The sequence below is a fragment of the Pilimelia terevasa genome (genome assembly GCF_014647915.1).
Taxonomy (GTDB): Bacteria; Actinomycetota; Actinomycetes; order Mycobacteriales; family Micromonosporaceae; genus Pilimelia; species Pilimelia terevasa.
This window is the reverse complement of sequence record NZ_BMQC01000008.1, coordinates 75,919-101,472: the sequence shown is the minus strand read 5'-3', so window position 1 is coordinate 101,472 and position 25,554 is coordinate 75,919. Positions and strand designations below refer to the sequence as shown.

General features: G+C 72.5%; 36 protein-coding genes. 4 read left to right on the top strand and 32 right to left on the bottom strand.

The features are described 5' to 3' along the window. Positions 1 to 5 precede the first annotated feature (5 nt). The 4 genes from IEY75_RS13055 to IEY75_RS13040 all read left to right on the top strand — a co-directional run bounded on the left by IEY75_RS13055 (position 6) and on the right by IEY75_RS13040 (position 3,516). A complete protein-coding gene (locus tag IEY75_RS13055) occupies positions 6 to 347 on the top strand; it encodes a hypothetical protein (protein ID WP_189114584.1) in 342 nt (113 codons plus the stop codon). A 2-nt stretch (positions 348 to 349) separates the two neighbouring features. Continuing rightward, positions 350 to 2,464: an FtsK/SpoIIIE domain-containing protein gene (locus IEY75_RS13050; protein ID WP_189114583.1), complete on the top strand. Its 2,115-nt coding sequence runs from the start codon at positions 350 to 352 to the stop codon at positions 2,462 to 2,464. 145 nt (positions 2,465 to 2,609) lie between these two features. After that, complete coding sequence (locus IEY75_RS13045) at positions 2,610 to 2,867, top strand: hypothetical protein (protein WP_189114582.1); 258 nt, start codon at positions 2,610 to 2,612, stop codon at positions 2,865 to 2,867. A 142-nt stretch (positions 2,868 to 3,009) separates the two neighbouring features. After that, positions 3,010 to 3,516, top strand: coding sequence for a hypothetical protein (locus IEY75_RS13040; RefSeq protein WP_189114581.1), 507 nt, complete (start codon positions 3,010 to 3,012; stop codon positions 3,514 to 3,516). Between the two features lie 105 nt (positions 3,517 to 3,621). Here IEY75_RS13040 and IEY75_RS13035 read toward each other — a convergent pair whose 3' ends face one another. The 32 genes from IEY75_RS13035 to IEY75_RS12880 all read right to left on the bottom strand — a co-directional run bounded on the left by IEY75_RS13035 (position 3,622) and on the right by IEY75_RS12880 (position 25,514). After that, positions 3,622 to 3,984 (bottom strand): hypothetical protein, encoded by a 363-nt coding sequence (locus IEY75_RS13035; RefSeq protein WP_189114580.1) that lies wholly within the window; start codon positions 3,982 to 3,984, stop codon positions 3,622 to 3,624. Positions 3,985 to 3,993: 9 nt separating this feature from the next. Then, positions 3,994 to 4,290, bottom strand: coding sequence for a hypothetical protein (locus tag IEY75_RS13030; RefSeq protein ID WP_189114579.1), 297 nt, complete (start codon positions 4,288 to 4,290; stop codon positions 3,994 to 3,996). 8 nt (positions 4,291 to 4,298) lie between these two features. Continuing rightward, positions 4,299 to 4,538 carry a hypothetical protein gene (locus IEY75_RS13025; protein WP_189114578.1) on the bottom strand — a complete coding sequence of 80 codons (240 nt, stop codon included), beginning with the start codon at positions 4,536 to 4,538 and terminating at the stop codon, positions 4,299 to 4,301. After that, positions 4,535 to 4,873, bottom strand: coding sequence for a thermonuclease family protein (locus IEY75_RS13020; protein WP_189114577.1), 339 nt, complete (start codon positions 4,871 to 4,873; stop codon positions 4,535 to 4,537). Before IEY75_RS13020 ends, IEY75_RS13025 begins: the two co-directional genes overlap by 4 nt. Then, positions 4,870 to 5,568 (bottom strand): hypothetical protein, encoded by a 699-nt coding sequence (locus IEY75_RS13015; protein ID WP_189114576.1) that lies wholly within the window; start codon positions 5,566 to 5,568, stop codon positions 4,870 to 4,872. The genes IEY75_RS13020 and IEY75_RS13015 overlap by 4 nt, the downstream gene beginning before the upstream one ends. Positions 5,569 to 5,578: 10 nt before the next feature. Continuing rightward, positions 5,579 to 5,821: a hypothetical protein gene (locus IEY75_RS13010; RefSeq protein ID WP_189114575.1), complete on the bottom strand. Its 243-nt coding sequence runs from the start codon at positions 5,819 to 5,821 to the stop codon at positions 5,579 to 5,581. Positions 5,822 to 5,846: 25 nt separating this feature from the next. Beyond that, complete coding sequence (locus IEY75_RS13005) at positions 5,847 to 6,314, bottom strand: hypothetical protein (RefSeq protein ID WP_189114574.1); 468 nt, start codon at positions 6,312 to 6,314, stop codon at positions 5,847 to 5,849. 9 nt (positions 6,315 to 6,323) lie between these two features. After that, positions 6,324 to 9,065: a TIR domain-containing protein gene (locus IEY75_RS13000; RefSeq protein ID WP_189114573.1), complete on the bottom strand. Its 2,742-nt coding sequence runs from the start codon at positions 9,063 to 9,065 to the stop codon at positions 6,324 to 6,326. Then, entirely contained in the window at positions 9,065 to 11,032 is a 1,968-nt protein-coding gene (locus tag IEY75_RS12995) for a hypothetical protein (protein WP_189114572.1), read from the bottom strand. The genes IEY75_RS13000 and IEY75_RS12995 overlap by 1 nt, the downstream gene beginning before the upstream one ends. A gap of 123 nt (positions 11,033 to 11,155) precedes the next feature. Next, positions 11,156 to 11,488, bottom strand: a complete 333-nt coding sequence (locus IEY75_RS12990) for a hypothetical protein (RefSeq protein WP_189114571.1) — start codon at positions 11,486 to 11,488, stop codon at positions 11,156 to 11,158. Positions 11,489 to 11,490: 2 nt separating this feature from the next. Further along, a complete protein-coding gene (locus IEY75_RS12985) occupies positions 11,491 to 11,982 on the bottom strand; it encodes a hypothetical protein (RefSeq protein WP_189114570.1) in 492 nt (163 codons plus the stop codon). After that, positions 11,982 to 12,395 carry a radical SAM protein gene (locus IEY75_RS12980; RefSeq protein WP_189114569.1) on the bottom strand — a complete coding sequence of 138 codons (414 nt, stop codon included), beginning with the start codon at positions 12,393 to 12,395 and terminating at the stop codon, positions 11,982 to 11,984. The genes IEY75_RS12985 and IEY75_RS12980 overlap by 1 nt, the downstream gene beginning before the upstream one ends. 56 nt (positions 12,396 to 12,451) lie before the next feature. Further along, positions 12,452 to 13,183 carry a hypothetical protein gene (locus tag IEY75_RS12975; RefSeq protein ID WP_189114568.1) on the bottom strand — a complete coding sequence of 244 codons (732 nt, stop codon included), beginning with the start codon at positions 13,181 to 13,183 and terminating at the stop codon, positions 12,452 to 12,454. 2 nt (positions 13,184 to 13,185) lie between these two features. Next, positions 13,186 to 13,521 (bottom strand): hypothetical protein, encoded by a 336-nt coding sequence (locus tag IEY75_RS12970; RefSeq protein ID WP_189114567.1) that lies wholly within the window; start codon positions 13,519 to 13,521, stop codon positions 13,186 to 13,188. A 1-nt stretch (position 13,522) separates the two neighbouring features. After that, the gene (locus IEY75_RS12965) at positions 13,523 to 13,942 is read right to left on the bottom strand and encodes a hypothetical protein (RefSeq protein WP_189114566.1); all 420 of its coding nucleotides are present in this window, start codon (positions 13,940 to 13,942) and stop codon (positions 13,523 to 13,525) included. After that, positions 13,942 to 14,835 carry a hypothetical protein gene (locus IEY75_RS12960; protein WP_189114565.1) on the bottom strand — a complete coding sequence of 298 codons (894 nt, stop codon included), beginning with the start codon at positions 14,833 to 14,835 and terminating at the stop codon, positions 13,942 to 13,944. Before IEY75_RS12960 ends, IEY75_RS12965 begins: the two co-directional genes overlap by 1 nt. A gap of 1 nt (position 14,836) precedes the next feature. Then, on the bottom strand, positions 14,837 to 15,565 hold the full coding sequence (locus IEY75_RS12955) for a hypothetical protein (RefSeq protein ID WP_189114564.1): 729 nt from the start codon (positions 15,563 to 15,565) through the stop codon (positions 14,837 to 14,839). Positions 15,566 to 15,574: 9 nt separating this feature from the next. Continuing rightward, a complete protein-coding gene (locus tag IEY75_RS12950; RefSeq protein WP_189114563.1) occupies positions 15,575 to 15,904 on the bottom strand; it encodes a hypothetical protein in 330 nt (109 codons plus the stop codon). Between the two features lie 13 nt (positions 15,905 to 15,917). After that, entirely contained in the window at positions 15,918 to 16,202 is a 285-nt protein-coding gene (locus tag IEY75_RS12945; RefSeq protein WP_189114562.1) for a hypothetical protein, read from the bottom strand. Positions 16,203 to 16,214: 12 nt separating this feature from the next. Further along, positions 16,215 to 17,069 carry a glycine-rich domain-containing protein gene (locus tag IEY75_RS12940; protein ID WP_189114561.1) on the bottom strand — a complete coding sequence of 285 codons (855 nt, stop codon included), beginning with the start codon at positions 17,067 to 17,069 and terminating at the stop codon, positions 16,215 to 16,217. Next, positions 17,069 to 17,437 carry a phage tail fiber protein gene (locus IEY75_RS12935; protein WP_189114560.1) on the bottom strand — a complete coding sequence of 123 codons (369 nt, stop codon included), beginning with the start codon at positions 17,435 to 17,437 and terminating at the stop codon, positions 17,069 to 17,071. Before IEY75_RS12935 ends, IEY75_RS12940 begins: the two co-directional genes overlap by 1 nt. A gap of 3 nt (positions 17,438 to 17,440) precedes the next feature. Then, positions 17,441 to 17,683, bottom strand: coding sequence for a hypothetical protein (locus IEY75_RS12930; protein WP_189114559.1), 243 nt, complete (start codon positions 17,681 to 17,683; stop codon positions 17,441 to 17,443). Next, positions 17,680 to 18,102, bottom strand: coding sequence for a hypothetical protein (locus tag IEY75_RS12925; RefSeq protein WP_189114558.1), 423 nt, complete (start codon positions 18,100 to 18,102; stop codon positions 17,680 to 17,682). The genes IEY75_RS12930 and IEY75_RS12925 overlap by 4 nt, the downstream gene beginning before the upstream one ends. A 61-nt stretch (positions 18,103 to 18,163) precedes the next feature. Continuing rightward, positions 18,164 to 19,402: a phage major capsid protein gene (locus tag IEY75_RS12920; RefSeq protein ID WP_189114704.1), complete on the bottom strand. Its 1,239-nt coding sequence runs from the start codon at positions 19,400 to 19,402 to the stop codon at positions 18,164 to 18,166. A gap of 5 nt (positions 19,403 to 19,407) precedes the next feature. Continuing rightward, positions 19,408 to 20,136, bottom strand: coding sequence for an HK97 family phage prohead protease (locus IEY75_RS12915; RefSeq protein ID WP_189114557.1), 729 nt, complete (start codon positions 20,134 to 20,136; stop codon positions 19,408 to 19,410). Beyond that, entirely contained in the window at positions 20,136 to 21,503 is a 1,368-nt protein-coding gene (locus IEY75_RS12910; protein WP_189114556.1) for a phage portal protein, read from the bottom strand. Before IEY75_RS12910 ends, IEY75_RS12915 begins: the two co-directional genes overlap by 1 nt. Continuing rightward, positions 21,500 to 21,706, bottom strand: coding sequence for a hypothetical protein (locus IEY75_RS12905; RefSeq protein ID WP_189114555.1), 207 nt, complete (start codon positions 21,704 to 21,706; stop codon positions 21,500 to 21,502). The genes IEY75_RS12910 and IEY75_RS12905 overlap by 4 nt, the downstream gene beginning before the upstream one ends. Before the next feature lie 11 nt (positions 21,707 to 21,717). Beyond that, complete coding sequence (locus IEY75_RS12900; RefSeq protein ID WP_189114554.1) at positions 21,718 to 23,199, bottom strand: terminase large subunit domain-containing protein; 1,482 nt, start codon at positions 23,197 to 23,199, stop codon at positions 21,718 to 21,720. Then, the gene (locus IEY75_RS12895; protein WP_189114553.1) at positions 23,196 to 23,405 is read right to left on the bottom strand and encodes a hypothetical protein; all 210 of its coding nucleotides are present in this window, start codon (positions 23,403 to 23,405) and stop codon (positions 23,196 to 23,198) included. The genes IEY75_RS12900 and IEY75_RS12895 overlap by 4 nt, the downstream gene beginning before the upstream one ends. A 410-nt stretch (positions 23,406 to 23,815) precedes the next feature. After that, a complete protein-coding gene (locus tag IEY75_RS12890; RefSeq protein ID WP_189114552.1) occupies positions 23,816 to 23,974 on the bottom strand; it encodes a hypothetical protein in 159 nt (52 codons plus the stop codon). 180 nt (positions 23,975 to 24,154) lie between these two features. Further along, complete coding sequence (locus IEY75_RS12885) at positions 24,155 to 25,126, bottom strand: hypothetical protein (protein ID WP_189114551.1); 972 nt, start codon at positions 25,124 to 25,126, stop codon at positions 24,155 to 24,157. Between the two features lie 70 nt (positions 25,127 to 25,196). Next, complete coding sequence (locus IEY75_RS12880) at positions 25,197 to 25,514, bottom strand: hypothetical protein (protein ID WP_189114550.1); 318 nt, start codon at positions 25,512 to 25,514, stop codon at positions 25,197 to 25,199. Positions 25,515 to 25,554: the final 40 nt, after the last annotated feature.

Here is a 25,554-nt window from a genome sequence, read left to right as displayed (position 1 = left end):
ACGCCATGACGAACCGCCTGATGACGATCGACGACGTGGTCACCGACAAGGAGCTGCGCGCCTACTTCCGCACCTACGCCAAGGCGTTGGCCTACCACGCCCGTGAGCTGGCCATGGCCGCCGGCACGTTGGGGGCGATGCTGCGGATCCACGACCAGCGGGCCTCCCGGAAGCGGGCCGGGCAGATCGTGCGTCCGATCGCGTTGGCGTCGGTGCTGATGTTCGCCGCCGCCCGCTACCTGAAGCTGGCGTGCCGCCGGTTCGAAACCCAGTACGCCCCGGAGTTGCAGGCCGCCGGCCGCCGTAAGAAGCGGTCCGGGCGCCGTGAGCTGAAGTTCGGAGACTGACCATGACCACGATGCGCTCCACCCGCCCCGGGCACTTCGCCCCGGTCCCGATCGTGGCCCCCTGGGCCGTCGCGGCCGGGATGGGGGTGTCCGCGCTGCCCGTGCGGTTCGTCCTGGCCGCCGACCAGGCGTACGCGTGGGCGTGGTCCCCGCTGACCCTGACGATGTACGGCGGGATCACCTACGTGGTGCACCGGGCCACCAAGCACCTGGCCACCTCCGCCCACGGCAAGACCGTCCACCAGCTCGCCGTCGGCGGCGCCGCGGTGGCTGGGGGCTGGTCGTGGGTTCTGGGGATACTGCCTGACCTGACGTGGCGGCCGTTCGCCGCCTACGGCATGGCCGCGTTCACCGCCGCGGCGGCGGCGAACGTCCTGTTCGCCTCCCGCACCCGCCCGGCGGCCGAGGAAGGCGGCAAGAGCGGCATGAGCGACCGGCTCGCCCGCGCCCTGGCCGACGTCCGCGACATCAAAGCCCCCCACGAGGAGAACGGCACGATCGTGGCCGACATCGTCGCCGAGCCCGGCGCGTCCATCGCCGACCTCCAGAAGAACGGAGTCGCGGCCACGCTGGAGTCCGTGCACGACCTGCCGCCCGGGTCTGCGCAGATCATTCCGGGCAAGCCGGGGACGTCGACCCGCGTGGGCACGCTGCGGATGTCCCCGGTCGACCACCTCGCCACGCCGCCGCCGTGGCCGGGCATCGTGTCCACGGGCACCGGCACCTACGGGTTCGGCACGATCATGGACCCGATCGTCATCGGCCGCCGCCAGTCCGGCCGACCGTTGGCCTTCCACCTGCCCGGCGACGCCGCCGAGGGCCGCAACGCGGCGCTGCTGCTGATCACCGGCATGTCCGGGGCCGGCAAGAGCGAGGGCATCCGCAAGATGCTGGTCACCCTCATGTCCCGCGGCGCCCCGGCCGAGGTCGAGTACTGGTACCTCAACCCCCGCAAGTTCGACCAGGAGCCCGCCTGGGTCGCCAAGGGCGCCGCCCGGACCGCCGACAGCAAGGCGGGCGTGAAGGCGCTGCTGCGCGAGCTGGAGGCCGAGATGCCAGGCCGGGCCAAGCTGCTCGGCGAGGCCGGCTACGAGCAGTGGGCGCCCGGCGCCCCGGTGCCCTACCGGTGGGTCGTCATCGACGAGTTCGCCGCCGTGGCTAAGGACGTGGAGCGGGTCGCCGTGGACCTGTCCGAGACCCTGCGCAGCCTCGGCGTCGGCCTGGCCCTGGGCCTGCAGCGCGCCACGTTCGACCGGCTCCCCACCTCCATGCGCGCCAACCTCAACCTCTACCTGTGCTACGGCGTGGAAGACGCCGACGACGCCACCTACGCCCTACCCGAAGACGTCGTCGACGCCCTCGGCGAAGGCGGCCCGCACGTTTGGGGCGCCGAGAAGCCCGGCGCCTGCTACCTGGCCGGCGTCGGCATCGACAAGCAGCTCCAGACCGAGCCCGGCCGCACCTACGACCGCGCCCCTGACCTGCTCGTCCGCTGGGCCGAACACCTCATCGCCCTCCGCGCCGGCCAGACCACCCCCACACCCCTGCCCGCCAGCACGATGCAGACTCACACCCACGACGACCCCGACGGGGACGACGGCCTAGACCTGGACGACGAGGACCTCCACGACGACGACGAAGACGACGGCGGCCTACTCGCGGCCGTCGGCGAGGACGCCAGCCTGGAGGACCTCGACGGTGACGCCAGCGACCTGCTGCGTGAAGCCCTCGAAGACCTCGACGACGAGGACGAGGAGGACTCCGAGCTGGAGCAGCACACCGTCCCCGACGACCTCGCCGACATCCACGACCTGGACGGCTACACCATCAGCGACGACGACTGCGGAATGCAGCTCGCGCTCCAGCCGCGGATGGATGACCACCAGGCCCGCGCCCACCTCCGCGATCACCTGCGGCAGCTCGCCGCCCACAGCGCCGACGTGCGCCCCGGCGACATCGCAGAGGACGTCCTGTCCGCCACCGGCATGAAAGCCTCATGGCTGTCGAAGTGGCTCGGAGCCTGGGCTGACGACCCGGCCGACGACCTGCTCCGCCGCGGCGACGGCCGCGGGCACTACCTGCTCAACCCCCGCACCGCCATCACCGCCAGTGACTAGCCGCGGCGTGTAGTGCACGACCGTGTAGAAGCGTGGATTCGGGGCTCAGCCCCAGGCCCTACGCGCGCGCGAGGCGTGCACTACACGCTGGAGAAGCCGTGCACTACACGCGTGCACTACACGCAACGACCACAAGGAGTGAGCCGTGAGTTTCTTTCGGACCGCCCGGGATGCCGCCGGGTTCAGCGTCGGCATGCGCCATCCGATCCTGGCCGTCCTCGGCCCCGGCCTACTCCGCCTGGCCGCCCTCGTGGTCGTGTTCGGCGCCGCGATCGCCGCCTGGGACCACCGCGCCGACCTGCCCTGGTGGGCCTGGCCCCTCGGCGGCATCGCCGCCGTCATGCTCCTACGCCGCGCCGGCCGCATCGGACGCCGCGAGCGAGACGACTACGACTGGGACTGACCCCGCGCGCGCGACCGGCACCCCACCAGCCTCCCGGCGGTGGGGTGCCGCCGTTGTGGGCGCGGGCTACGGCCGCCCGGCTGACGCCTTGCGCACGCCTCCCATCGTTGAGCGGACACACCCCTCAGCCACGGGAGCCGCTATGCGTACCGCCCTACTCGCCGCGCCCGCCCTACTCCTCGCCGGGTGCACGACGGCGTCTGCCCCAGCGCCGACCACCCCGCGCGCCGAGGCCAGCCAGGCGCCAGCACCCACCCCAACCGCCGACACTGTGCACGCCCTCGGCGCCAGCGTGGACGCCGACGACATCACCGTCACCGCCTACGCCTACAAAGCCCTCCCGGCCGCCGGGGCGACACAGCACGGCGTGATCGACGCCAAGGCGTGCAACCGCGTCGCCGAGGACCGGACCGTGTCCCAAGGGCCGTGGCTGCTGTCGTTCGCCGATGACACCGAGGCCGAGGCTGGCGGGACCGGCGTGCTGCGCCCCGAGTACCCGTTCGACGGCCGGAAGCTGCGCCCGGGTCAATGCGTGCGAGGCTGGGTGCCGGTGGAGCTTCCGAAGTCAGCGAGGCGGCCGGTGATGGTGGTGTACCGGCCGAGCCTTCCCGGCCGGGAGCTGAGGTCGGTGTCCTGGCGCATCCCGTAGCCGGACACGACGAAGGAGCCCCCCGCCCGGCCGTGAGGCCGAAGCGGGGGGCTCCTTCGCGGGGGAGGTCGGGCACCATCGCGGGGGTCGACGGCGCCCGACCGGTCAGAGGCGCATCGCCGGCTGCGGCCGGGCGGCGCGAGCGAGCGTATCCCCGGCGTTCGGGAACGCGTACACCCCGAGCGCGCCGAGGCCGGCCAGGGCGAGCTGGATCACCTCAGCGGTGGTGAGCCCGTCGGTGATCAGCGACACCGCCAGGGTCAGCATCGCGCCGAGGACGGCCAGGACCGACTTGATGGTCTTGTGCTGGGGGATGTTCGGGGCGGTGAACACCGCGGCGGCGGTCGTGACCGCGATCGCCACGTTGATCCATTCGCCGACGCTGACCTGGTTGTCGGCGAGGACCGCCACGAGGGCGGCCAGCGCGGCGGCGGCGACCTGAGCCAGCGACTTGGCGTACTTCTTCACGTGCTCTCCTCAGATTCGGGGCGGCCAGCACCAGGTGCCGGGCGGGATGTTCGCGGCGGTCGCCTGCGTGAGCGGGTCGTCCGGGCGGCCGGGCGCGACGTTGTACTCGGCGAAGCCGCCGGAGTCGCCGGGGCTGTACACCCACAGGTGCACGTGGGTGTCGTCGGTCAGGGCCGGGACGTGTCCGGCTTCGACGCCGCGGGGGTCGAGGGTTTCCTCGGTGGCGGTGACGATCGCCGCCCGCGCCGCCTGATAGCCCTGCTTGCCGCGGTAGTGCACGATCCGGCCGAGGGTGGGCTTCTGCATCGGGGTCCTCACTTCTTGATCAGCAGCACGACGGGCAGGACCAGCGCCAGGATCGACACCAGCAGGGCCAGCGACGGCAGCGGCCACCTGCCCCGTTCCAGGCCGCGGATGCGGGCCTCGTGGTCGTCCAGCTTCTTGCCGGTGTCGGCCTCGGCGTCGATCAGCCGCTCGACGGCGGAGCGGAGCTGGACGAGCTGGTCGTAGATGTCCCGCGGCGTGATCGTGACGGGGCCGAGCGGGTCGGTCATCCCCGCGGCCCCCCGTCGTAGCGGACGGCGTGGCCGTGCCGGATCAGGACATCGCCCAGGGACTGGCCGTCAGCCAGGCGGACTTCGCCGATGACCCGGGTGAACGAGTAGATCTCGTGGGATACCACCGTCACCTCCGTCCCCGACGGCAGCAGCGCCTCGACGAACGCTTTCGCGGTCTTCCCAGCGGCGGTGTTCCGTTCGGGTGCGTCCACCTCTGCCAGGCGGACCTCGATGCCGCGCTTGTTGCGCAGTCCCTGGTTGGCGTCCACCTCGATGGTGTCGGCGTCCACGACGCGGATCACCTTCGACCGCGGGTAGATCCATGTGGTCACGAGGTCAGGCGCGCGGCGGCGTCGTCGTTGACCGCGTCCGCGATGGTCGCGGCCGTGGGCATCGCGGCGGCGAGCTGCGCGGCCAGGGCCGGCAGGTGCTCCGGTGGGATGGTGACTGGGGTGTCGTCGGCGGCCACGGCGGCGAGGACCTGCTTGAACGCGTTGGCGCACGCCTGCTCGTCGCGGCGCACGATGACGTCCAGGGTGCCCAGGACCTGCTTGACGGTGCGGTCCTTACCGGTGGTGTCCTTGTAGATCACGTCGGACAGCTGCATGTCGTCGTCCTCTCCGGTGATGCCCCACGGCTGGGTGGAGCCCTCGTGCTGCGGTCGGGTGTTGAAGTGCACGTGGTGGTTGTGCCGGTTGCGGCCCGGGCCGGCGTAGGCGTAGGAGCGGCGCCGCCAGCCCTCGCCGCGGATGGCGATCTGGTCGTTGTGGATCCAGTACTCGGCGGCCGGGTGCTCCTGGAATCGGGCCTTGATGTGCTCGACTGCGGCCGGGTTGTTCGGCGTGCCGAGGTCGACGTCCATGTCCCAGGCGTCGACCGAGCCGTCGCGGTCGGGGTTGTGGTCGCTGTTGGTGTTCTGGTGGGCGGTGTCGCCGATGGTGCCGTCGGAGGTCTTGTCCCGGCGGGGGTAGGCGGCGTTGACCTCGTTGCGCATGGTGGTGAGCGCGCGGTTCAGGTACCAGTCCATGGCGGATCCCTCAGGCGCCGCGGGCGGCGGCGATGTCCACGACGGGCCCGGCCGGCGGCGGGGTGTCGACGTCCTCGCCCGGGTTGGTGGGGTCCGGGGGTTCGATGACGGTCACCCCGGCGGGCAGGAGGCCGGCGTCGCGGATGTCTTGGCGGGCGCGGCGGGCGACGGCGTCCAGGCGGCCGTCGTCGTGGCCGGGGACCGGGTCGTCGCCGGGGTGGTACAGCTCGACGCAGAAGGTGTGGATAGACACGCGGAAGCCCCTATCAGGTTGAGGATCAGGCGTTGGCGGAGGAGACGGTGACCCACCGCTGCGCGACGCCGGCCGAGCCGACGACGGCCCGGAACAGGGTCTGCACGTTGTGGTCGTTGCCGGGGGTGAGGCCGGTGAGTAGGTACGGGACCTCGACGTGGCTGTAGTGGTAGCCGGCGGCGGTGTTGGGCTTGTAGTAGCGGCAGGCGTTGCCGTCGGCGGCGGTCAGCACGAGGGCGCCGGAGCCGACGGTGGCGCCGGCACGGACCTGCAACGTCAGGTAGGAGCACAGCGTGCTGACGTTGTGGTTGGAGCCCAGCAGCCCACCGAACCGGATGAGGACGGCGCCGGAGGTCGGCGCGGTGAACGCGACGCCGTGGCTGGTGCCGGTGATGTAGCTGGTGGACGCGCTGGTGTCGTTGGTGGCGGTGAGGCCGATGACGTCGATTTGTCGGTCGGCGGCGTGGATCAGGTCTCCGGCGTGGATCGCCACCGGTGCCTCCTAGAGGGCGTAGCGGACGGGCGCCCACAGCGACACCGGCGCGCCGGCCGCGTGGGCCTTGGCTACGCCGTTGACCGCGCGCACGACCGTGAACGTCTGGACGTTGGCCACGGCTGCGGTGACGGCGGTGACGGTGATTCGCTCCCCGCCCACGGCGATGTCGTAGGGGACGGCGGTGGTTGACCAGGTCGGCGGGACGGTGGTGAGCACCGACAGCGACGTGGCCCCGGCGGTGGCGGCGGAGTTGAGTTGGCTGCCGCCGGTGTCGGCCCGGCCCAGGTCGGTGTCGTCGTAGACGCCGACGCGGTAGACGGTGGCGGGGCTGGTGGCCAGCTCCAGGTCCCAGCCGAAGATGTGCAGCCGCTCGGTCCAGCCCTCCAGGATCAGCGGGGCGTCATCGGGGGCCTGGCCGGCCGGCGGGTCGACCAGGTCGATGCGGGAGCCGATCTGGCAGCCCAGCCACCCATCAGCCAGGGCGGTCTGGCCGGCGAGGTTGATGCCGATGGCCGGGTACCGCTGGTCGGTGATGGTGCCGGCGCGTAGCCGCCAGGTGGCGTGCGAGGGCAGCATCCCGGGGCCGGGCAGGGACACCTGCACGGGATCCTCGTACAGGCCGGCGGCGGCGATCGAGGCGGCGTCTTCGACGGTGACCGACTCGGCGTTCTCCCGGGAGGCGACGATGCGGTTGCGGAGGCGCTGGTCGTCGTCGGTGGGCTCGGGTGCGGGCGAGGTGTGTTCCCACCCGATGGTCAGGTCCGCCGCCGCATTGTAGGTGTCAGCGCGCGGCCGGTACGCCAGGCCGCCTCCACGCTCGTACAGCACCCCGGCGTCGGTGCGCTCAGCTTCGCGGATAAGGTCCAGCAGCTGCCGGGCCGGCTGCGCGCCCAGGACGCTGGAGTGGTCGACGCCGGGCAGGTGCACCGGTACGCCTTCCTGGGCGCACAGCGCGGCGATCCGCTGCACTGCGGTCTGCCCGGACCCGCCGAACCCGGCCTCACCCAGGGCGGTGAGCTGGGCGGTGGTCAGGGCGGCCGGGAGGAGGGCGCACGTGGACAGGTAGGCGACCGGTAGGACGACCCCGGCGCCGGTGTAGCCCTGGATCCACAGCTCCAGCCGGTCCGGGGCGCCCAGTGTGCGGCCGGCGACGGTGGACGCGGCGGTGTAGGTGGCCACGGGGGCGCCGTCGTAGCTGGAGGTGATGTGCACCGCGGCGGAGATGTCGGCGCCGGCCTGGGCGAGGGTGACGGCGATCTGCCGCCAGTCGCCGAGGATGTCGATGGTGGTCAGTGAGCCGACGGCGCCGCCGAAGGTGTTGGCGTCGGAGTACCAGGCGCAGTCGATTTGCTGGGTCTGGTGGTTGATCTGCCACACCCAGACGGTGCCGGACCCACCGGCGTCGTAGATCCAGCCGTAGGTGTTCATCGTCTGCCCGGCCGCCCAGGCGTTGACCTGCCGCTCCCAGAGCACGAACGTCCAGCCGGCTGCGGCGGCGGCGTTGGGGACGGCCGAGCCCTTCAACACGCCCAGCGTGGTGCCCAGGGTGGTGTTGTAGACGCCGTCGGCGCGTACGCATCCGGTCGCCCCGAGCGGCGGCGTGCCGTCCGACCACGTGAACGTCCCGGCCGCCGCCAGCGGTGTGCCGCCGGGCACCAGGGAGGCGCCGGAGCGGGCGCTGGCGCCGTCGTCCAGCGGCCAGTGCGCCACCGGGCTGTGGACGCCGATCGCCCGACGCAGCGCGGGCGCGGCAGGCGCCTGCCCTTGGGCGAGGCGGCGCAGGATGCCGTTGGCGACGATGGGGGTGGTGGCGTCGTTGCCCGACAGGTCCCACCGCGGCGGCCACTCCGACACCAGCCCGGTAAACCGCTCCACCTCCACGCCGAAGTTGTCGAACGTGACGGTCAGGCCGGCGTTGGTGTTGGAGGCGTGCCGGTAGGCCAGCACCCCGACGGTGCCCGGATCCAGATCGGTGGCCGCCGCGGTCGCGTGCCACACGGCCGGCTCGGCGCCGGCCGCCGCCCATACCCGCACCCGCAGATCCGTACCAGACGCCTCACCGCGGACGGTCAACGCCTGCCCGGAGTGGGTCAGCGTCGGCACGGTCGCTGAGGCCAGGACCGCGCCGGTGCGGCCGTAGATGATCGCGGTCACCGACTCGTCGGCGTTGACCAGGGCCATGCACGACCACGCCCCGCTGGTGCCGCCGCGCAGGTCGACGCCGAAGCCGGCCTGGTTGCCGGTGACGTTGGCCGTGGACAGGGTGCCGGTGATCCGGGCGGACACGTCATGCAGGGTCGGGGCCAGGGTCGCCGACGGCGCCGTACCGGCCGTGGCCACGACGATGGTGCCGGCCCCGGCGGTGACGTCGAAGTCCGCGGCGGTGCCCGACAGGGTCCAGGCGTGCCCGGAGCTGGACGTGCCCCACCCGTTGACCACCGTGCGGCCGAAGGTGTCCGACAGCCACGCCAGCGCCACCCGGATCGGCGTGTTCCGCCCCAGCTCCCCATACCAGGCCCCGAGCGGGTTGCGCGGGGAGAACCGGCCGTCGGTGTTGTCCAGCCGCAGCGTGCACCGACCCGGCCCGACCTCCCCGCGCTCGTCGGGGCGGCCGACGGCGATCTCGATGCCGTCCCGGTCCCGCACGTACCCGGTGATGTCGGTCCACGCCCACGACCCCGGATCGGCAGGCGCGCCGCCGGGGTCCAGGTAGACGCGCACCGGCAGCGGCACCCCCGGGAACGGCATCAGGCGCCGGTGCCCAGGACGGCCTGGACGTTGCCGCCCTGGGTGCGGATCTCATACCGCAGCCCCTGCATGAACGCGTCGATCAGCCGGTTGGACGAGCCTTCCCACGACAGGGCCAGCCGGCCAGCGGCGCCGGGGGTGGTTCGGTCGGCCGCGGGCGCGGGCACGGGGACTGAGGAGGTGAGGGCCTGGCGGACCATGGTGGCGCTGCGGGCGGCGCGCTGGGCGGCTGCGGCCACCGCTGGACCGCGGCTGGCGGCGGCGGCCGGGGTCGAGGCGACCGGCCGGTCGCCCTTGTTCAGTGCGGCCAGGCCCCGCTTACCGCCGACGGCGGCCATGCCGCGCAGGTTCAGCACACCCTCGCCCGGTGCGCCCAGGATCGGTACGGAGTCCCGGCCGCGCGGGCCTGGGCCTTCGATTGGGCCGCCCTTGGAGTAGCCCTTGAAGCCCTGGCCGCCGATCCCACCGACCGAGGTGCCGGGCTTGCCGAACATCCGGTAGTGGGTGTCCACGTTGATCCGCACGGTGCGGGGCAGCAGCCCGAGCTGCTTGGCGAGGTTCCGGGCCGCGGCGCCGGTGACGCCCATGCCGCGGGCGGCCTTGAGGAACGCGTCGTAGCCCTGCTGCTGCATCTGCGCTGACCGGGCCGTGGCGCCGTGCTGGGCTTCGTAGTCGGCGACGGACTTGATGATCGACGCCGACAGCTTCGACAGGGCTTCCCGGTTGCGTAGCCCGGCGGCGGTGTTCAGGTTGATCCCGCCGGAGGCGCCCTGTGCGGCCTTGCCGGCGTCGCGGATCGCGGTGGCCAGCGCCGTCTCGGCGTCGAAGGCTGCCAGCGCCCGGTCGGCGTTCTCGATCTGCGCCTCGGTCAGGTGTCGGGTCGCGCCCGCTGCCCCACCGGCGGCGCTGCTGTAGGAGCCCAGCCCGCTGGTGAGGTTGCCGAACGCCGCGTTCATCTGCCGGGCCGACGCCTCGTTCTGCGCCAACTCCGCGATCGTGGACGCCGAGAACCCGGAGGCCACCACCCGCATCCCGCCGTACATCTTCGACAGGAATCCGACCGTCTCGCCCAGGGCGCGCACGCCGTAGGCGGTGACGACCAGCATGTCCTTGAGCGCCATCGCCGCGCCGGCCGACCCGTCGCCGATGGCCTCCAGCGCCTCCCCGGTCTGCTCACCGACCAGCGCGAACCCGGCGGCCAGGGCGTCCACGACCGGCTTGGCCCGGCGCAGGCCCGAGGCCAGACCGGGCAGCACCCCGCGGATGAACCCGGTCAGGCCGCGGGTCAGCGGCGCCACGTACTGGGCGGCTGGGGCGAAGACCCCGCGCAGTTCCGGCCCCAGTGACCGCACCTCGCCGCGGATGACACCGATCGCCGAGACGGTGGCGGGCACGAAGTCGGCGGTCGCGTCCATCATCGCCGACTCGAAGTCGGTGGCCAGTTCCCGGCCGGCGGCCTTGACCGAGGGGTGCCGGAACGCCATGGCGACCCCGGCGCCGACCGTGCCGGCGGCCAGGCCGGACAGCACTGCCGCGCCGACGGCCGCGCCGATCGCCGGGGCCGCCGCGGCCACCGCGCCGACCAGCGGCGCCGACACCGGCGCCTTGGCCAGTAGCGGCCCGATGCGTTGGGAGAACGACATCGACATCGCCTCGGCACCATCGGCCCCGACGTCACCGAGGACCTTGCGCATCTTGCCGAGCTGCCCGGCGTCGCGGGACAGGGCGCCGAACTCCTTGCGCAGCTCCTTGAAGCGGGCCGACCCGCGGTCCAGGCGGGCCATCTCCCCGGTGAGGACCTGCATCGCCTTCTGGGTGCGGCCCAGCTCGTCATCGAGGTGGGCGGCGTCCTTGGCCATGCCCTCCAGCGAGGTGCCAGCACCGTCGGCGGCGTCCCCGACCCGCTCGATCGGCCGGGAGGCCCGGTCCCGGGCCAGGATGTCCAGGATCAACTTCCGGTCGGCCACGATCTCACCCCCGCTGCTGCTTGGCGTACCAGGACATGTGCGCCTCGACCTGCCGCATACTCAGCGCCCGCAACTCACGGGGCGGAATGCGGGCCAGGAACGTGAACCACGGCTCGATGACGGTCAGGAACTGGGTGACGGGTCGGTCGAAGGGGGGCCGCCATCCGGGGGGAGGGCATCACCGGCCTCCCACGCCACGCGCAGCACCTTGGGCCGGAACTTCGCCCACTCGACGTTGACGCCGGCGTTGCGCAGGCCGATCCACAGCCACAGCCGGATCGCCCGGACCCCGGCCGGCTCGGCGACCGCGACGGCCAGGACTGTGTCGGTGGCCGCCTCGATGGCCTCCAGCTCACCCAGGTCGGTGTCGTCAGTGAGGGTGGCGAGGTTGAAGCCCAGCCACTCCGGGCCGCCGTAGGTTTCCCGGTCGGCGTCGCACATGCGGATCCGCGCCACGTCTAGCCTCCTGCGATCTTGTCGGCGACCGCCTGGACGGCGTCGCCGAGCCGCACCACGATGGCGTCGGCCTGCCGTTCAAAGGTCTTGCTGGCGAACCCGGCGGGAATGTCGGTGATCGCCCACGGGTTGGACACCCGCCGGCCGGCCTTGCGGCTGTACCTGGACCGGCCATGCACCGGGTGCCGCAGCGTGCCGGCGTCCAGGGCGCGCACGTCGCGCTGCTCGGTCTCGCCCTTGGCTGAGACGACGAGCCGGATCCCGATGGCCGAGGACTTGCGGGCGGCCACGTTCAACACCGGCACCAGCAGGCCGGCGTACCCGCCCGCGCGGGGCATCGCCTTCCCGGCGGCGGTCTTGATGGCCTGCCGGGTCGGCGCGACCGCCCCGGTCAGGCCGCGTTGCAGCTCCCGCTCCAGGTCCTTGCGGCCGGCATCCCGGCAGTCCGCGGCCAGCAGGAAGAACTCGCGGGCGCCGAGGAAGTGCAGGTCCATCAGGCGGTGTTGCGGGCGTAGCCGTCGGCGTCAGACAGCGGCCACGACATGCTCGTGGTGGCCAGATCCCCGACGGAGTTGTCGAACGGGCTGTACTCGGCCACCAGGAACGACGCCACATATTCGGGGTTCGTCGCCGAGATCGCCGCCGAAGTGGGCCGCACCTTCACCGCGACGACCGTGCCGTCGATCGCCGAGATCGTCTGGTCGACCGCCGAGGCGCCGAAGTCCTGGTTGAACTCCAGGCTGAGGTCGATGTCCTGCAACCCGGCCAGCCGGGAGCGGGCGTTGTCGCCGAAGGCGGTGTCTTCCTGCTGGTCGTACTCGACCGGCCAGGTCACCTTCGTGCACCAGTCGGACAGGTCCACCGAGTTGACCTCGACGCGGAGGTCGAGGGCTGCGAACGTGGACATGCGTCACCCCTTTCCGGGCAGACGGCCCCGCGTCGGGGCTGGAGGGTTGAAGGGGGTCAGCGAATGCCGGCGGTCACGGCGATCGTGGACGTGCCAGAGGCGGCGGTGACCCGGGCCCGCCACCACGTGTCCGTGACCGGCCCGGCCACCCGCACACCCCAGGTGCCGCCGGCGGCGGTGATCGACCCGACCGTCATCCGGGTCGTCGCGGAGGCGAACGTGTTGTCGGCGTCGGACTCGATCACCAGCGTGAAGCTGGTGCCGATGGCGAAGGTGTGCACCGTCGCGTACAGGTGCTGACCGGCGCCGACCGCGCCCAGCTCGTACGCCGCCCCGACCACGCCGGTGGCGGAAATGTTGCCCTTGGCGGCCAGGACCCGGCCGCGGACCGCACCCACCGAGAGGGTGCCGTTGCCGCGCGCCCCGTGGGTCTCCAGCGCGAACGGCACCATCTCGCCGACGGCGCCGAACATCTCGTACTTGAGCGCCCTGGCCTGATACGAGTAGGACACGTCCCCGACGGTGCCGGTGGGGGTGTGGGTGACAACCTGCAACCCGCCCAGGCCCGTGATCGCCGCCTCGTCCACCGACCCCGTGCCGGCCTGCCAGTAGCCCTCCACGCTGCCCTCGACGGTGCGCAGGCCGGCCCTGCGGACCCGGGCCACACAGGTCATCGTCGTGGCGTCCTGCGGGTCGTGGCCGGCGTCGAGCTTGGTCTTGTTGGTGTCGCCGGTCATGTCGTAGCCGGCCACCCACGTCGTGACGTTGAGCGCGACGAACGTCGACACGGTCAGGCCTTCTTCGCGCCCGCAGGCTTGCCGGCCGGCTTGTCCTCGACCACCCGGCCGTAGCCCATCCCGACGAGCATGCGGATGTTCGTGGCGACCGGGTCCAGCTCCACCACCCCCGGCGCCGGCACCGACTCCCGGGTGCGCACGTCAACGATCCGCGCCGCCCCGGTCACCTCGAACCGCACGAACTCGGCGCCGAACCGGTCCAGGTAGTGGTCCCGGCACAGCCGCGGCCGGGGCCGGGCCGGGTTGTCGTCGCCGCGGCGCCCCTGCCAGTAGCCGGCCGCCTGCCCGAACTGGTCACAGCCGGTCTCGACACAAAAGTCTTGGGCCATCTCACACTCCTGTTGCGATCACTCGTAGCTCGAACACGCCGCCGTAGTAGCCGATCAGCCCGATCTCCTCCAGGCCCAGCGGCCGGAACCCGACGACGTGGCAGTCATCCACCACACCGCCGAGGGTTTTGTCCGCCTCCACCGCCGCCACGACCGACAGGGCGCCGGTGGGGTTGGCGTAGCCGGCCAACTTGTGCTGCCCGACCCGGTCCAGGCCAGCCGACACCAGCACGGTGACGGTGGGGGCGAGCTGGAAACGGCCGCGGCCCATCGTGGCGTGGTACGCCGGCACCGCCGGCACACCCACGACCGCCGCGGGCGGGTTGATCTGGTCCGGGGCGATATCCGACACCCGCAGCCCCGTGATGGTGTTGAGCCTGGCCTCGATGCCCTGCATCACCTGCAAAATCGTCGGTGCCATCAGGCGACCAGGACCGGGCGTCGGCGGTAGGAGCGCAGCAGCCGCACCGCGATCGGGTTGTCGCGCACCCGCACCGCCCCGAACTCCCCGAACCCGGCCACACCGAACGGGGCGTCCTTGAGCTTGAGCTGTTCGGCGGCCAGGATCCGGGCGGCGGCCTTGACGTTGGTGGGGACGGCCGGCCAGCCGAACACGCCGGTCACCTCCACCCGCTCGGCGCGGGCCAGCACCGCCCGGTGATGCGGCCAAGTCCGGCCGCCGACGGCCCACACCTGCCGGTAGGGGCGCGGCACCGCCCCGGCGGTCGCGTTGACCGGCCGCAGTTGATAGTCCGACCCCGCCCAGGTGGTCTCGAAAGCGCCGTCACCGGCCTCGTCGGTGCGCACCGACGTCACCGACACCAGGTCATCGACGGTGCACCGGTACGGGCTGTCGGCGGCGTACACCCGGGTGCCGGCCTGACGGAAGAAGTGCCGCTTGCACCAGTCGTCGATCTCCCGCGCCGCGGTCTCCACGGCCTGCTGGATCTCGAAGTCGTCTTCGGTGTCCTCCACCCCGACGCGGTTTTTCAGCTCCGCGGCGGTGCAGTACAGGTGCGCCAGGGCGGCGGAGAACACCGTCCAGGTGCCGGCCACCGTGTCGGAGGCGGCGCCGGTGCCGGTCCACACGTACGCCCAGGCCCCGGCCTCGGAGCTAGCGATGTCCTTGGTGTACCCCCCGGCGCCGGTGCGGGTGATCTCACCGGCGGCGTGGGTGTAGGTGGTACTGGCGCCGGTGGGAGTGGTGACGGTCAGGGACACCGTCGTCGGGTCGGTGGGGGTGCCGGCGACGGCGAAGGTGTTGGTCAGGGTCGCCAGCTCGGTGGCGGACTCGTAGAAGATGGTGGCGCCCACGTCAGCCTCCCTCCACGGTCGGGGTTGAGGTACGCCGCGCGATGACCGCGGCGGTGCTGGTGCGGCCGGCGGTGACTGCCGGGGTGCTGCGCGCCGGGGTCGGGGCGGTGACGACGGTGATGGTCGCGGTCAGCGCGCCGAGGGTGGCGGTGATCGCGCCGTGTACCGCGCACCGGCCGGCCGCGGTCGCGGTGAGGTCGAATGTCGCCGCCGCAGCGCCGCGGATGGTGCGCTGCCCCTGCGTCGAGGCGGCGAGCGGGCCGAAGGCCGCCACAGCGGCGCCGGCCACGGTCCTGCCGCCGACGACAGCCGCCGTCACCGCGCCGAGGCCAGCAGCAGCGGCGCCGCGCACGGTCCGCCGCCCGGCCGCGGCGCCGGTCAGCGCGCCGAGGTCGGCGGTCATGGTCCCGACGACCGCGCCAGCGCCGTCCTGGACCATCGTGGCCGTCAGCGGCCCCAGGCCGGCGACCGCCGTGCCGTGGACGGTCCGCGCGCCGCCGGCCGTAGCGGTGAACCCGCCCAGGCTCGCGTCGGCGATGCCGTGGACGGTGCGCTGCCCGACCGCGGTCGCGGCCAGCGCCCCCAGGTCCGCCCCGGCGGTGCCGTGGACGGTGCGGGTACCGGCAGCGGTGGCCGCTAGAGCGCCGAGGTCGGCGGCCATCGTGCCGGTGACCGGGCCGCCGCCGGCCGCCGCCTGGTAGGCGGCTAGCCATAGGCCGTAGGCGTGCACCGCCGCCTCCTACGCGTCGAGCTGGACGACGGACCAGTCGAAGGACCGGCCGGTCCCGCCGGTCTGCGTCAGGGTGAACTTGGCGCCCAGCGGGGCGGTCAGGGGCACCGACTCGGAGATCGGGTAGGCGGCACCCGCGGCGACGCGTACCGACTGGACGAGCCGGTAGCTGCCGCCGGTCTTGGCCTTGTCGTAGATCTTCAGGTCGACGTACTCGGCGCCCGCGAGGTTCGTGGTGTCGACCTTGAGCTGGTAGTTCCCGGCGTCGGAGGTGTCCAGGAGGGTGTGCTCGGTGGTCAGCGTCGCGGTCTGCTGACCTTCGGCCTTGATGCTCGACATGGCGGCCTCCTGCTCACTCGGTGCCGTCGGCTGAGGTGAAGTCGGCGACCGCCAGGCGGATCAGCGCGTTGCTCTGCTGTGTCAGCCGCCGCACCTGCGCCACGACCTGGGCGTTGGTCGGCGCGGCGACCGCCAGGTAGGCGGCGTTGGCCACGAGCGCCCGCCGGGCCCGGTCCAGGACCGCGGCCTGGTTGGCCTCGGCGGCCAGGACCTCATCGGGCACGTCCTCGACCACCAGTTCGGTGCCGCGGGAGCCGTCCGGGTTGCGGATGACCTTGTACCACTGCCGCTGGCCCACAGTGCTCTCCGCTCAGAAGTAGGTGGTGATGATGGCGTAGCCGTCGCCGCCGGCCGCCCCGGCGCCGGAGTTGGCGCCGTTGGTGGACCCGCCCCCGCCCCCACCGCCGCCGGAGGGGTAGCCGCCCACGCCGCCGGCACCGCCGGCCACCGTGCCGCCGGTGTCCCCGGAGGCACCTCCGCCGCCGCCGACACCGACGCCGCCGCCGACACCGGCGGTGCCCGGGTCTCCCGCGCCGCCGGCCCCGGCGACCGCGCCGCCGTTGACGCCGTTGCCGTAGACCGCGACCACCCCGGAGCCGCCACCCGCACCGGTGGCGTTGGCCGTCGAGATGCCACCGCCCCCGCCTCCGCCGGAGGCGCAGCCGACGGCGAACAGCGAGGTCTGGCCGGTACTGGTGGTGCCGTTGCCGCCGGTGGCCGCCGCGGCGGTGCCGCCCATAAACATGCCGTTGCCCGCCGACCCGCCGGAGGCCGACGTCGACGTCCCGCCGCCGGAGCCCTGCGCGCCGCCGCCCGCGCGCACGTACGCCCCGAACGACGTCGACCCGCCCGTGGTGCCATTGGCGCCCGTAGTGTCGTCGGCGGTCCGCGCCGCCCCGCCCGCGCCGCCCGCGCCGACGGTCACCGCGACCGTGGCGGTCAGGTCGGCCGGGTCGAACGTGGCCAGCGTCCGGGCACCCGGGCCGCCGCCGGCACCGCCGCACCGGTTCGCCGCCGCCGCACCGCGCCGCCCAGACCCGCCCCCGCCACCGCCACCACACAGGACCACCTGCACCAGCCGCGCGGCCGCCGGCTTGGTCCAGGTGCCCGACGCCGCGAACTCCTGCACGTCGACGCTGCCGACCGGCCAGATCCCGCCCGACATCAGGACGCCACAGGCAGCGACACGTCCAGCCCACCGATCGCCACGGTGAAGTCGTCACCGACGCCGACCGCGTTGGCCGTCACCGTGCCGGAGAACCCGAACGTGCCCGCCGTCGAGGCGGTCCAGGCGGTGAAGTAGGTGTAGTCCTCGGCTCCGGCGACCGCCGACCAGGTCAGCGTGTTGCTGTTCGACGACGCCCCACCACTGGCCGGCGCCCACGTCGCCTGGACGCGGTCGGTTTCGGTGGCCGGGTTGGAGGTGCCGGCCGCACCCGGCGCACCGACGTGCAGCTTGATCCACGTGTACGTCGCCAGGATGCTGTCGTCCAGGGCGTCGTTGGCGGCCGTCGCCGACAGTCCCTCAGCCACAGGTCACCCTCCTGCCTTGTTCGCTGTGGCCCGACGCGCCTTGTTCGCAGGCGCCGGCCGCTGCTTGGCATCGTCCTGCGCGTCACCGGCCGCCTCGGTGTCGTCGCCGGCCGCGGCCGGCAGCTCGGCCAGGACTTCCTCGGGCACCTCGTCGGCGACCCCGTAGGCCAGGAACGCCGCGTCCGGGTGCCCCTCAACCACATGCCGGCCCTCGGCCGTCCGGTAGATCCGCCTGCCTGCATTCATGCCAGCTCCCAATACTCGACCAGGACGTCGAACACCCCCGCGGTCAGCGCCGCCGTGCCGACCGTCGCCACGATCGACCGGACGGCCGTGGTCGTGACCGGCGCGGACGTGGCGGTGAAGTCGCCGCGCTTGGCGCCAGTGGTCGACCAGGGCGCCCCACCGATGGCGTCAGCGGCGTTGATGTCAGCGGCGCCCTCGACCTTGACCGCGACGGTCGCCGACCCGCCCGACGTCAGCGCGGTACCGACCTTGATCAGCGCATCCACGATGACCGCGCCAGCGGGGATCGTGTCCCCGCGCAGGGTGATGTCGCCAACCGCGCCGCCGTCGATGGCGAAGCTGTAGCTGCCGCGGGCGACCTTGCGCCGGCCGAGGCTCAGGCCGTCGCCGACCTTCCCGGCCCCTTCGATGATGCCCATTGCTCTCCTCACCACGAACGCCCGGCCGCGCATCGGCGGCCGGGCGTCGCAAGTCGATCGGTCAGAGGCCCGTCACGGTGCAGAAGGCCGCAGGGCGGTAGAAGACCAGAGCCGCCCTGAGGTCCGCCCGGATCGCCTGCTTGCCCTTGATGAAGAAGTCGGAGTGCGCGTTGGTGACCTGCACATCCACCCCGCGCCGCACGGCCAGTTCCGAGAAGTTGGCGAAGTCACCGACCGCGCCGGTGTTCTCCGTGATCCCGTCAGCCTGGACCACCCGCAGACCCCAGATCCGCTCCGGGCCGGTCTCGGTGGGGCTACCCCAGATGTAGATGCCGTCGGTGGTGCGCAGCAGCCGCACCTCCTGCCAGTCGTTGGGGTGGAACACCGCCGCCGTGGGGGTAGCCCGGCCGGTGACGCGGATCTTCGTCATCGCCTTGTACACCGCGTCCGGGATCGGGTCGGCGCCCTTGGCCTGGGTCTGGATGCCCGAGACGTTGAGTAGGCCGCGCAGGTTCGGCGCGGACCCGTCACCGGTGAGGATCTGCCCGTCGAGGCGCTGGCGCAGCATGAACGGCAGCCGGTTGTTGATGTAGCCGCGGGCCTGCGGCTCGTCCTCCAGCTGCTCGTCGGTGACCGGCAGCCACGTGGCGATCTTCCGGACGGTCACGGACCGCTCGGTCAGCGCCAGCGCCGACTCCGGGTAGGTGCCGGCCTCCGCGGTCTCAGCGGCGGCGTTGGTGAACGTCGTCTCCTCCATGTAGACGACAGCTGCCTGGCTGGTGGTGGTGTGCGGGATGATGTCGGTGACCTGGATCGGTCGGGTCGCGTACTCCACGACCTTCCCGGTGCGGGTGGTTTCCGGCGCCCATCCGGCGCCGGTCTCCATCAGCGTCTTCAGCTCCACCTCGATCGTGGCGACCTCACCGACGCTGCCCGGCGCCCGACCCTTGTACGCCTTCGACTCCACGAACGAGTCACCGAAGGACTTGAACGCCTTGCGCCCGGAGCCGGTGTCGCCCTGCTCGGCGCCGGCCTCACCGTGCCCGGCGTCCTCGCGCCGCTGCGACTGGACCCGGCCGGCGATGTCGTACAGCGACTTCAGCTCCTCGACCTGCTTACCCAGGTCGTCCAGCTCCTCGTTACGGGAGCGGATCTCGGCGACCTTCGCCGCACTGTCGCCGGGCAGGGACTTCACCTTGCCCATGTCCATGTCGGGGCCGGCCTCGGCGAAGATGCCGTGCAGCTCCTTCTGCTTGGCCGCCAGCTTCCCCTCGGCCTCCTTCAGGCGCGGGAACTCCATCACCGTCACGGTGTCATCTCCTTGTTCAGGTCACGAGAAATGGCGACGAACCGCAGGAACTCCCGCTGCACGTCGCCGTGGTCTGGCTCGGGGTCCGGTTCGGCCAGCAGCCCGGCGAGCGCCTTCAACTGCCCGTCGACCTGGCCCAGCAGGGCCGCACTGTCGGCGCCCAGCCCCTTGCCTTTCTCGCGCCGCTTCGCCATGACGTCGGCAGCGCGTACGACGAGGGCGTCCAGGGCGGCCACGACCGCCTGCGCCTCGTCGGAGAATGTGGACCCGCCCGACTTCGCGGACAGGGTGCGGGTGCCCACACCGGCGCCTAACAGCACCGGGGATACCTCGTGGACCTTCAGTTCCTCCAGGAAGCGGACCTGCTTGCCGTCGACCTCGCCGAAGGAGAACTTCGTGGCGTCGTAGCCGTAGGACCATTCCTGAAGGTCGCCCAGTTCCTTGACGACGGTGAACGTGTCCCGGCCGGCGGCGGTGTCCAGGAAGAACGCGCCTTCGGCGATGGCCTCCCGGCCGGTGGTGCGGATGACGCCCTTACCCACCGGCAGCGCACCACCCCAGATGGCGTGCCCGTACGCGGACACCCGCACGGGGGCGCCGTCGGTGAACGCGCCGACCTTGGTGACGTCCCGGTCGTGGTCGACCACGTCGAACGTGGAGAAGATCGCGGCGAACTCACCGCGGTCGGCGTCCTTGACCTCCACACGGAGGTGCTTGGTGTCCATCAGCCCTCCTCGGGCGGTGCGGGAACGGGCGCGGCGGTGCCGGGCGCGGTCAGCTGCACGCTGTACAGGCCGGTATGCACCAGCAGCGAACGGTCGTCGGCGTCAACGGCGGCGACCGCCGAATCGGGTGTGTAGCCGGCATCGACGTAGGTGCGGATGGTCTGCGCCTTGATCTGCTGGATGTCGGCGGCGTCGCGTTGGTCCTCGCGCAGGAACGCAATGTCAGGGTCGAACCACAGGCGCACGTCCTCCCGCGGCGGGGTGACCAGCTGCTCCCACGAGGCGCACGCCATCCGCCACAGCGGGCGCAGGGTCCGGTCGGCCATCAGCCGGGCGGCGGCGCGGAAGTTGCCGGTGTTCAGCGACGACCCGGCCAGCCCCTCGGAGATGCCCAGCACCACCGCAGGCACCCCGGCGGCCAGAGCGATGCGGGTCTCCCCGGCGCCCTGGGTGGCCTTGAAGTCCAGCTGCTTGAGGTCGGCGCCGGTAGTGGTGACGTCGGCGCCGCCGGCCAGGAACAGGGTGCGGTAGGCGTTGTCCACGCCCTCGTGCTGGGAGCGCATCAGCTCCACGAACGCCTCGAACTCGTCGGGGTCGGTGACGTCCTTGAGCGCCACCGTCAACTTCGGGGAGCCGCCGTTTTCGAAGAACTTCCCCTTGTGCCTGGTGGCCGCCTTGTCGGCGGTGATCTCCCGCAGGATCGGAGTCAGCCAGGACATGCCCCGCCACCGGGCGGCCGGGTCCGGGATCGGCGAGTAGTGGCACACCTCGTCGGCCAGCAGCATCGTGGCCTTCGGCGCGGTGACGCCGACGGCGGCCGGCGGCTCGTACAGGTAACCGGCCGGGTAGGCGTCCAGCCCGTACGGGTTCCCCGACGGGGCCTTGATGACGATCTGGGTGCGGGCCGGGTCCATGTGCACGATCCGCCGCGACCCCGGATCCGAAGCCTTACCCAGGACGCCCTCGGCGTCGCAGAACGTGGAGTAGTAGGAGCCGGCCAGGCTGGCGGTGACTTCCATCCGGGCCAGCAGTTCCCCGGTGGTGCCGCCGGGCCACGGCCGCTCCAGCGGCGCCAGCGACGCCGCCCCGAACAGGTCCCCGGGCCGGCCGCCGGCCATCTGCTGCCACAGGAACCGGGCCTCGGAGAAGATGAGCTGCCGGGTCAGGATGCACCCGAACACGATCCCGTTATCCTTGTAGGCGCCCTGGATGTAGCCGGCCAGGTCGTGTTCGATGACCTCCCGGTCCGGGCGGGCCGGCAGCGAGGCCAGCATCGGCAGGGACAGCCGCTCATCGGCCCAGAACGGCGACTGGGTGAACGACTTGCGTGCGCCGTGGACGGCGGCGATGCGGTCCAGGAATCTCACGCCGCGCCGCCGTGCCGGCCGTCACGCCACCCCAGCCGGGCGGCGTCGGCCACCCACAGCGCCGCCCGCGTGACCGCCCCAGGCATCCACCCGACTGCGTACGGCAGCGCGGCCAGGACGGCCACCAGCACCGCCACGATCGGCGCCCAGCCCGGCGATGTCGAGGTCGAGGTCAGCCGCGGATCCTCCTGCACAGCAGTCATCACCGGCCCCCTCACACGTACGCCGCCATCGGCTTGCGTTTCCTCGACCCGAACTTCGACAGGCCCCAGTAGGCATTGGTCACCGACACCAGCGGTGTGATGTCGTCTTCGGGGCTGCGCCGATCCCACGCCTTGCCCTCGCCGAGCTTGCGGTCCACGGCCACCTTCACTGCCTCGGTCAGCTCCTCCTGGCCGATGTGGCGGGCGTTGCGCGGATCCACCTCCAGGCCGGAGTCCTTGTCCACGTACGGCAGGCCGGCGAACGCGTCGTAGAACATGCCGTAGGCGCGTGCGGCGTCGCCGGCGCCGATCCGCTCGACCTTCACCCCGGCTTTCTCCACCTCCGGGATCAGCGACCCGGTCGGCCCGAACTCGTCCACCACCACAGCCCCGGATCGGTGGGCGCGCTTGAGCTCGGCCAGCCGCGGCGCCACCCAGCCGGTGCCGGGCCCGGTCTCCACGACCTCCACGTGCCGCAGCCCGTCGGCGCGGAACCCGCACGAGCCGATCGCCGACCACCTGCGGTCCAGGGACACCGCCGGGGCGAACACTGGCGCGCCGACGATCCGCGACTGCGGATCCCGCGCGGACTCCCAATCGGCCTCGGAGATCACCCGGAACGCGCCGGCCAGGCCCGGCGGCCAGATCCCCATGATTTCGCGGGCGAACCCGATGTCACTGAGCTGGTCGCGCAGGGCTTGGACGTTCTCCTCGCGTACCCGGCCCGACCGCATCGCTGGCAGCGCCGCCCACCAGTTCGCCCGGTCATCCAGGTCGATCTGGTCGATCCGGTCCAGGCGCCCGGCCAGGCCGTAGTCGAACCACGCCAGCCGGGTAGCGGCGCCGGCCTCCGCCCGGTCGCGCACCGACATCAGGATCTGCCCCGACACCGGATTCAGCGGCGGTGAGGAGCAGTACCAGACCTGGGCGTTGTCGCGGGCCAGCATCGTGGGCATGGTCGCGTCCATCTCATCCTCGACCAGGTCATACGCCTCGTCCAGGACCACCAGGTCACCGGAGTAGCCGCGGCCGGACCCCTTGGACCGGGCCAGGCACTGCAACTCGGCGCCGCTGACCATCTCCAGGCCCTCTTTGCCGTTGGAACGGCTGACCCGCTTCAGGCGGCGCGACAGGTCCGCCGACTTCTCGAACAGACCCATCAAACGCTTGAAGTGCCGCATCGACGTCTTCAGCTCATGCGCCGTGTGCATGATCAGCTCTTCGCCGAACAGGATCAGCCCGGCCAGTTCGCGCGCCTCCAGCACCGCGCCCTTGCCTTGCTGCCGGGCCACGATCAGGCCGACCTCGAACGCCGCCCACCGCCCGTCGGCGCGCTCACCGAGGCTGTGGCGCAGCACGTACTTCTGCCACGGGTCCAGGTGCAGGCCCGCCGACGCCGCCAGGTCGATCGCCTCGTCACCGGCCGACGTCGAGTAGCTGGGCAGGTGCAGCACCCTCGGCCGGTCGGCGGCGGCCAGGTCGATGACGGTCATCCGGCCGCGCTCCGACGCCGCTGCTCCCGCCGCCGGGCGATCTCATCAGCCGGCGCATCCGAGTCGACAGCCGGCAGGCCGTCCAGCTCCGCCCACGTGGCCCGCAGCTCCTTGGCGAGCACCGCCGTGTCCCGACCCTCAACCACGTCCAGCTCGGCCGTCAGGCGGTCCTTGATGGCCTCCAGCGCCTCCCTACGCGTAACCACCAGCCACCCCCCACCCGCCTAGTTGATCTCCGTGTGAAACGGCGGAGGGAGACGCCTCGACTTAAGGGCTTGGGGTCGATGACCCTGCGTGCCCGTGCCGACCCCACCCCCCGGGCCCCAGGGCCAGGCGACCGATCACCACGCGCGCGAGGTCACCGACGGAACACGCCGCATCGGGCCTCTACCGTCACGCTTGCGGCTGTTGCAGGACCGACACAGCACCGCAAGGTCACCACGTGGATCGCCACCGGCAGCCACCGCAACGATGTGATCGGCACACAGGTCCCCGCTGGGGTGTGGCGTCCTGCGCCAGCCTGGGCACCAGTCGCCGTACTGGGCACGGTGAGCGCGCACCACAGCCGCACGGCGCTGCCGCTCCGACCAGTCACCATGCAGATCGGGACGCCCGGTCACAGGCGTTGGGCTACATGCCCGACCAGGTAGATCAGGGCCAGCGCCGCCCACGGTAGGACGTCCAGCCAGTCCTGCGCCCAGGCGTGCAGGGCCAGCGCCGGGATGAGCAGCGTGGCGCCGAGCGCGACGGCCAGGGGCGGGAACAGCAGGAGCATGGTCGCCCCCTGCCGCGGTGTTCCGGGGCGGGGGTGTCGGCCGGCGCTGACCCCTCAGCGAGCGCCGGCCGTTCCACCACCCTGCCAGCCACGTGCAGGTCCAGACACGACGATGCCCACCTCACCGAACCGGTGGGTGGGCAGCAGTCGTCAGTCGCTCTGGCGCTGACAGTAACACGATCATGCCACTGAGCTGGCATCCTCCAGTCGGTTCATCCGCGTGTCGATGTCGCCGTACCGGTACAGCGGATCCCCGTCGGCGGACAGCCCGCGGACCTGGATGTGCCCGCGCCGCGCCCACTGCGCGATCAGGTCGCGGACACGCTTGCGGGGCTGGCCGGGGTGCTGGCGCAGGTGCAGGGTGACGTACTCGGCGCCGGTGACGAGGCTGGCCCGGATGTGTTTGGTCATCTCCGCTCGGCCGCTGTCGGTGTTCCACGCCTTCCCGCAGTGCCGGCAGGTGATGGTGGCGGCGCGGGCCTTGGCGTAGAGGCGCACGCCGCAGTCGCAGGCGCCTACCAGCTCCAGTTCGGCGGGCCGGTCGACGGTGCGGATGATGTCCCGGCACGCCTGCCCCAGCTCGGGTAGGGCCTCGGCGGCGGCGGGGTGGTGGCGCAGCCAGGTGAGGTGGTTGGTGAGCAGCAGCGCCGCACGGCCGGCGGCGCTGAGGCCGGGGCGGGCGCGGTGCTGGCCGAGGATGGCGCGGCAGGTGCGGTGCCGGCGGCAGTCCTGCAACGGCTCGCACGTCGGCCCGGCCAGCGGGGCGGGTGCTGGGGCGGTGGGTAGGCCGCGCTCCTCGATGACCATGCGCGCCCAGGTCGTGATGACGCCGGTGGCCGCGTCGACGCGGGAGGATGCGTCGAGGTTGACCGGCGCGGCGGTGGGCCGCAGCGCGGAGGCTGGGGTGGTGGGCCGGTCCTCGATGAGCCAGTTCGGCTGGCGCGGCTTGCCGCCGGGCGTGGTCGGGGGTTCGTCGTCGCGTAGGGGCGCGGTCCGGCCGCCGCGGTCGGGGAGGCGGTCGAGGCGGGCGATGGTGGTGAGCGTGTCGTCGGTGAGCGCCGCGGCGGCGATCAGGTCGCGGTGTACGGGGCGGGTGCAGGGTTCGCAGGCGTAGCCGTCGGTGGCGCGGCCGCAGATCACGCAGTCGGTCACGGTGCTCCTCGGTTGTGCGGGTGGTGGGTGCCCGGCCGGTCCTCCCCACGCCGGCCGGGCGACGGGCGGGTCAGGCGGGGTCGTACGTGGCCTCGAAGATGTCGGGCTTGCACGGGTACAGCTCGCCGGCGACGCCGCGGATGATCCAGTCGCCGACGTTGGCGCGGTGGTCACCTTCGAGGGTGTGGATCACGAGGTACGGCGGGGCGTCGTCGAGGACGTGGCCGTTGCTGCGGTCCTGTTCGCTGTCGTAGCGCATCCGGTGCTCGTAGCCGCGGGGTACGTAGACGGCGCCGGCGCCGAGTCGGTTGATGTCCTCGGTGCTGGCGAGTTGGCCGTCGAACTGGATGGCTTCGACTTCGACGGGCTTCTTGCGGAAGGTGGGCACGGTGTCTCCTCTGGTTGGGTGCCGGCCGCCGGGTGACGGC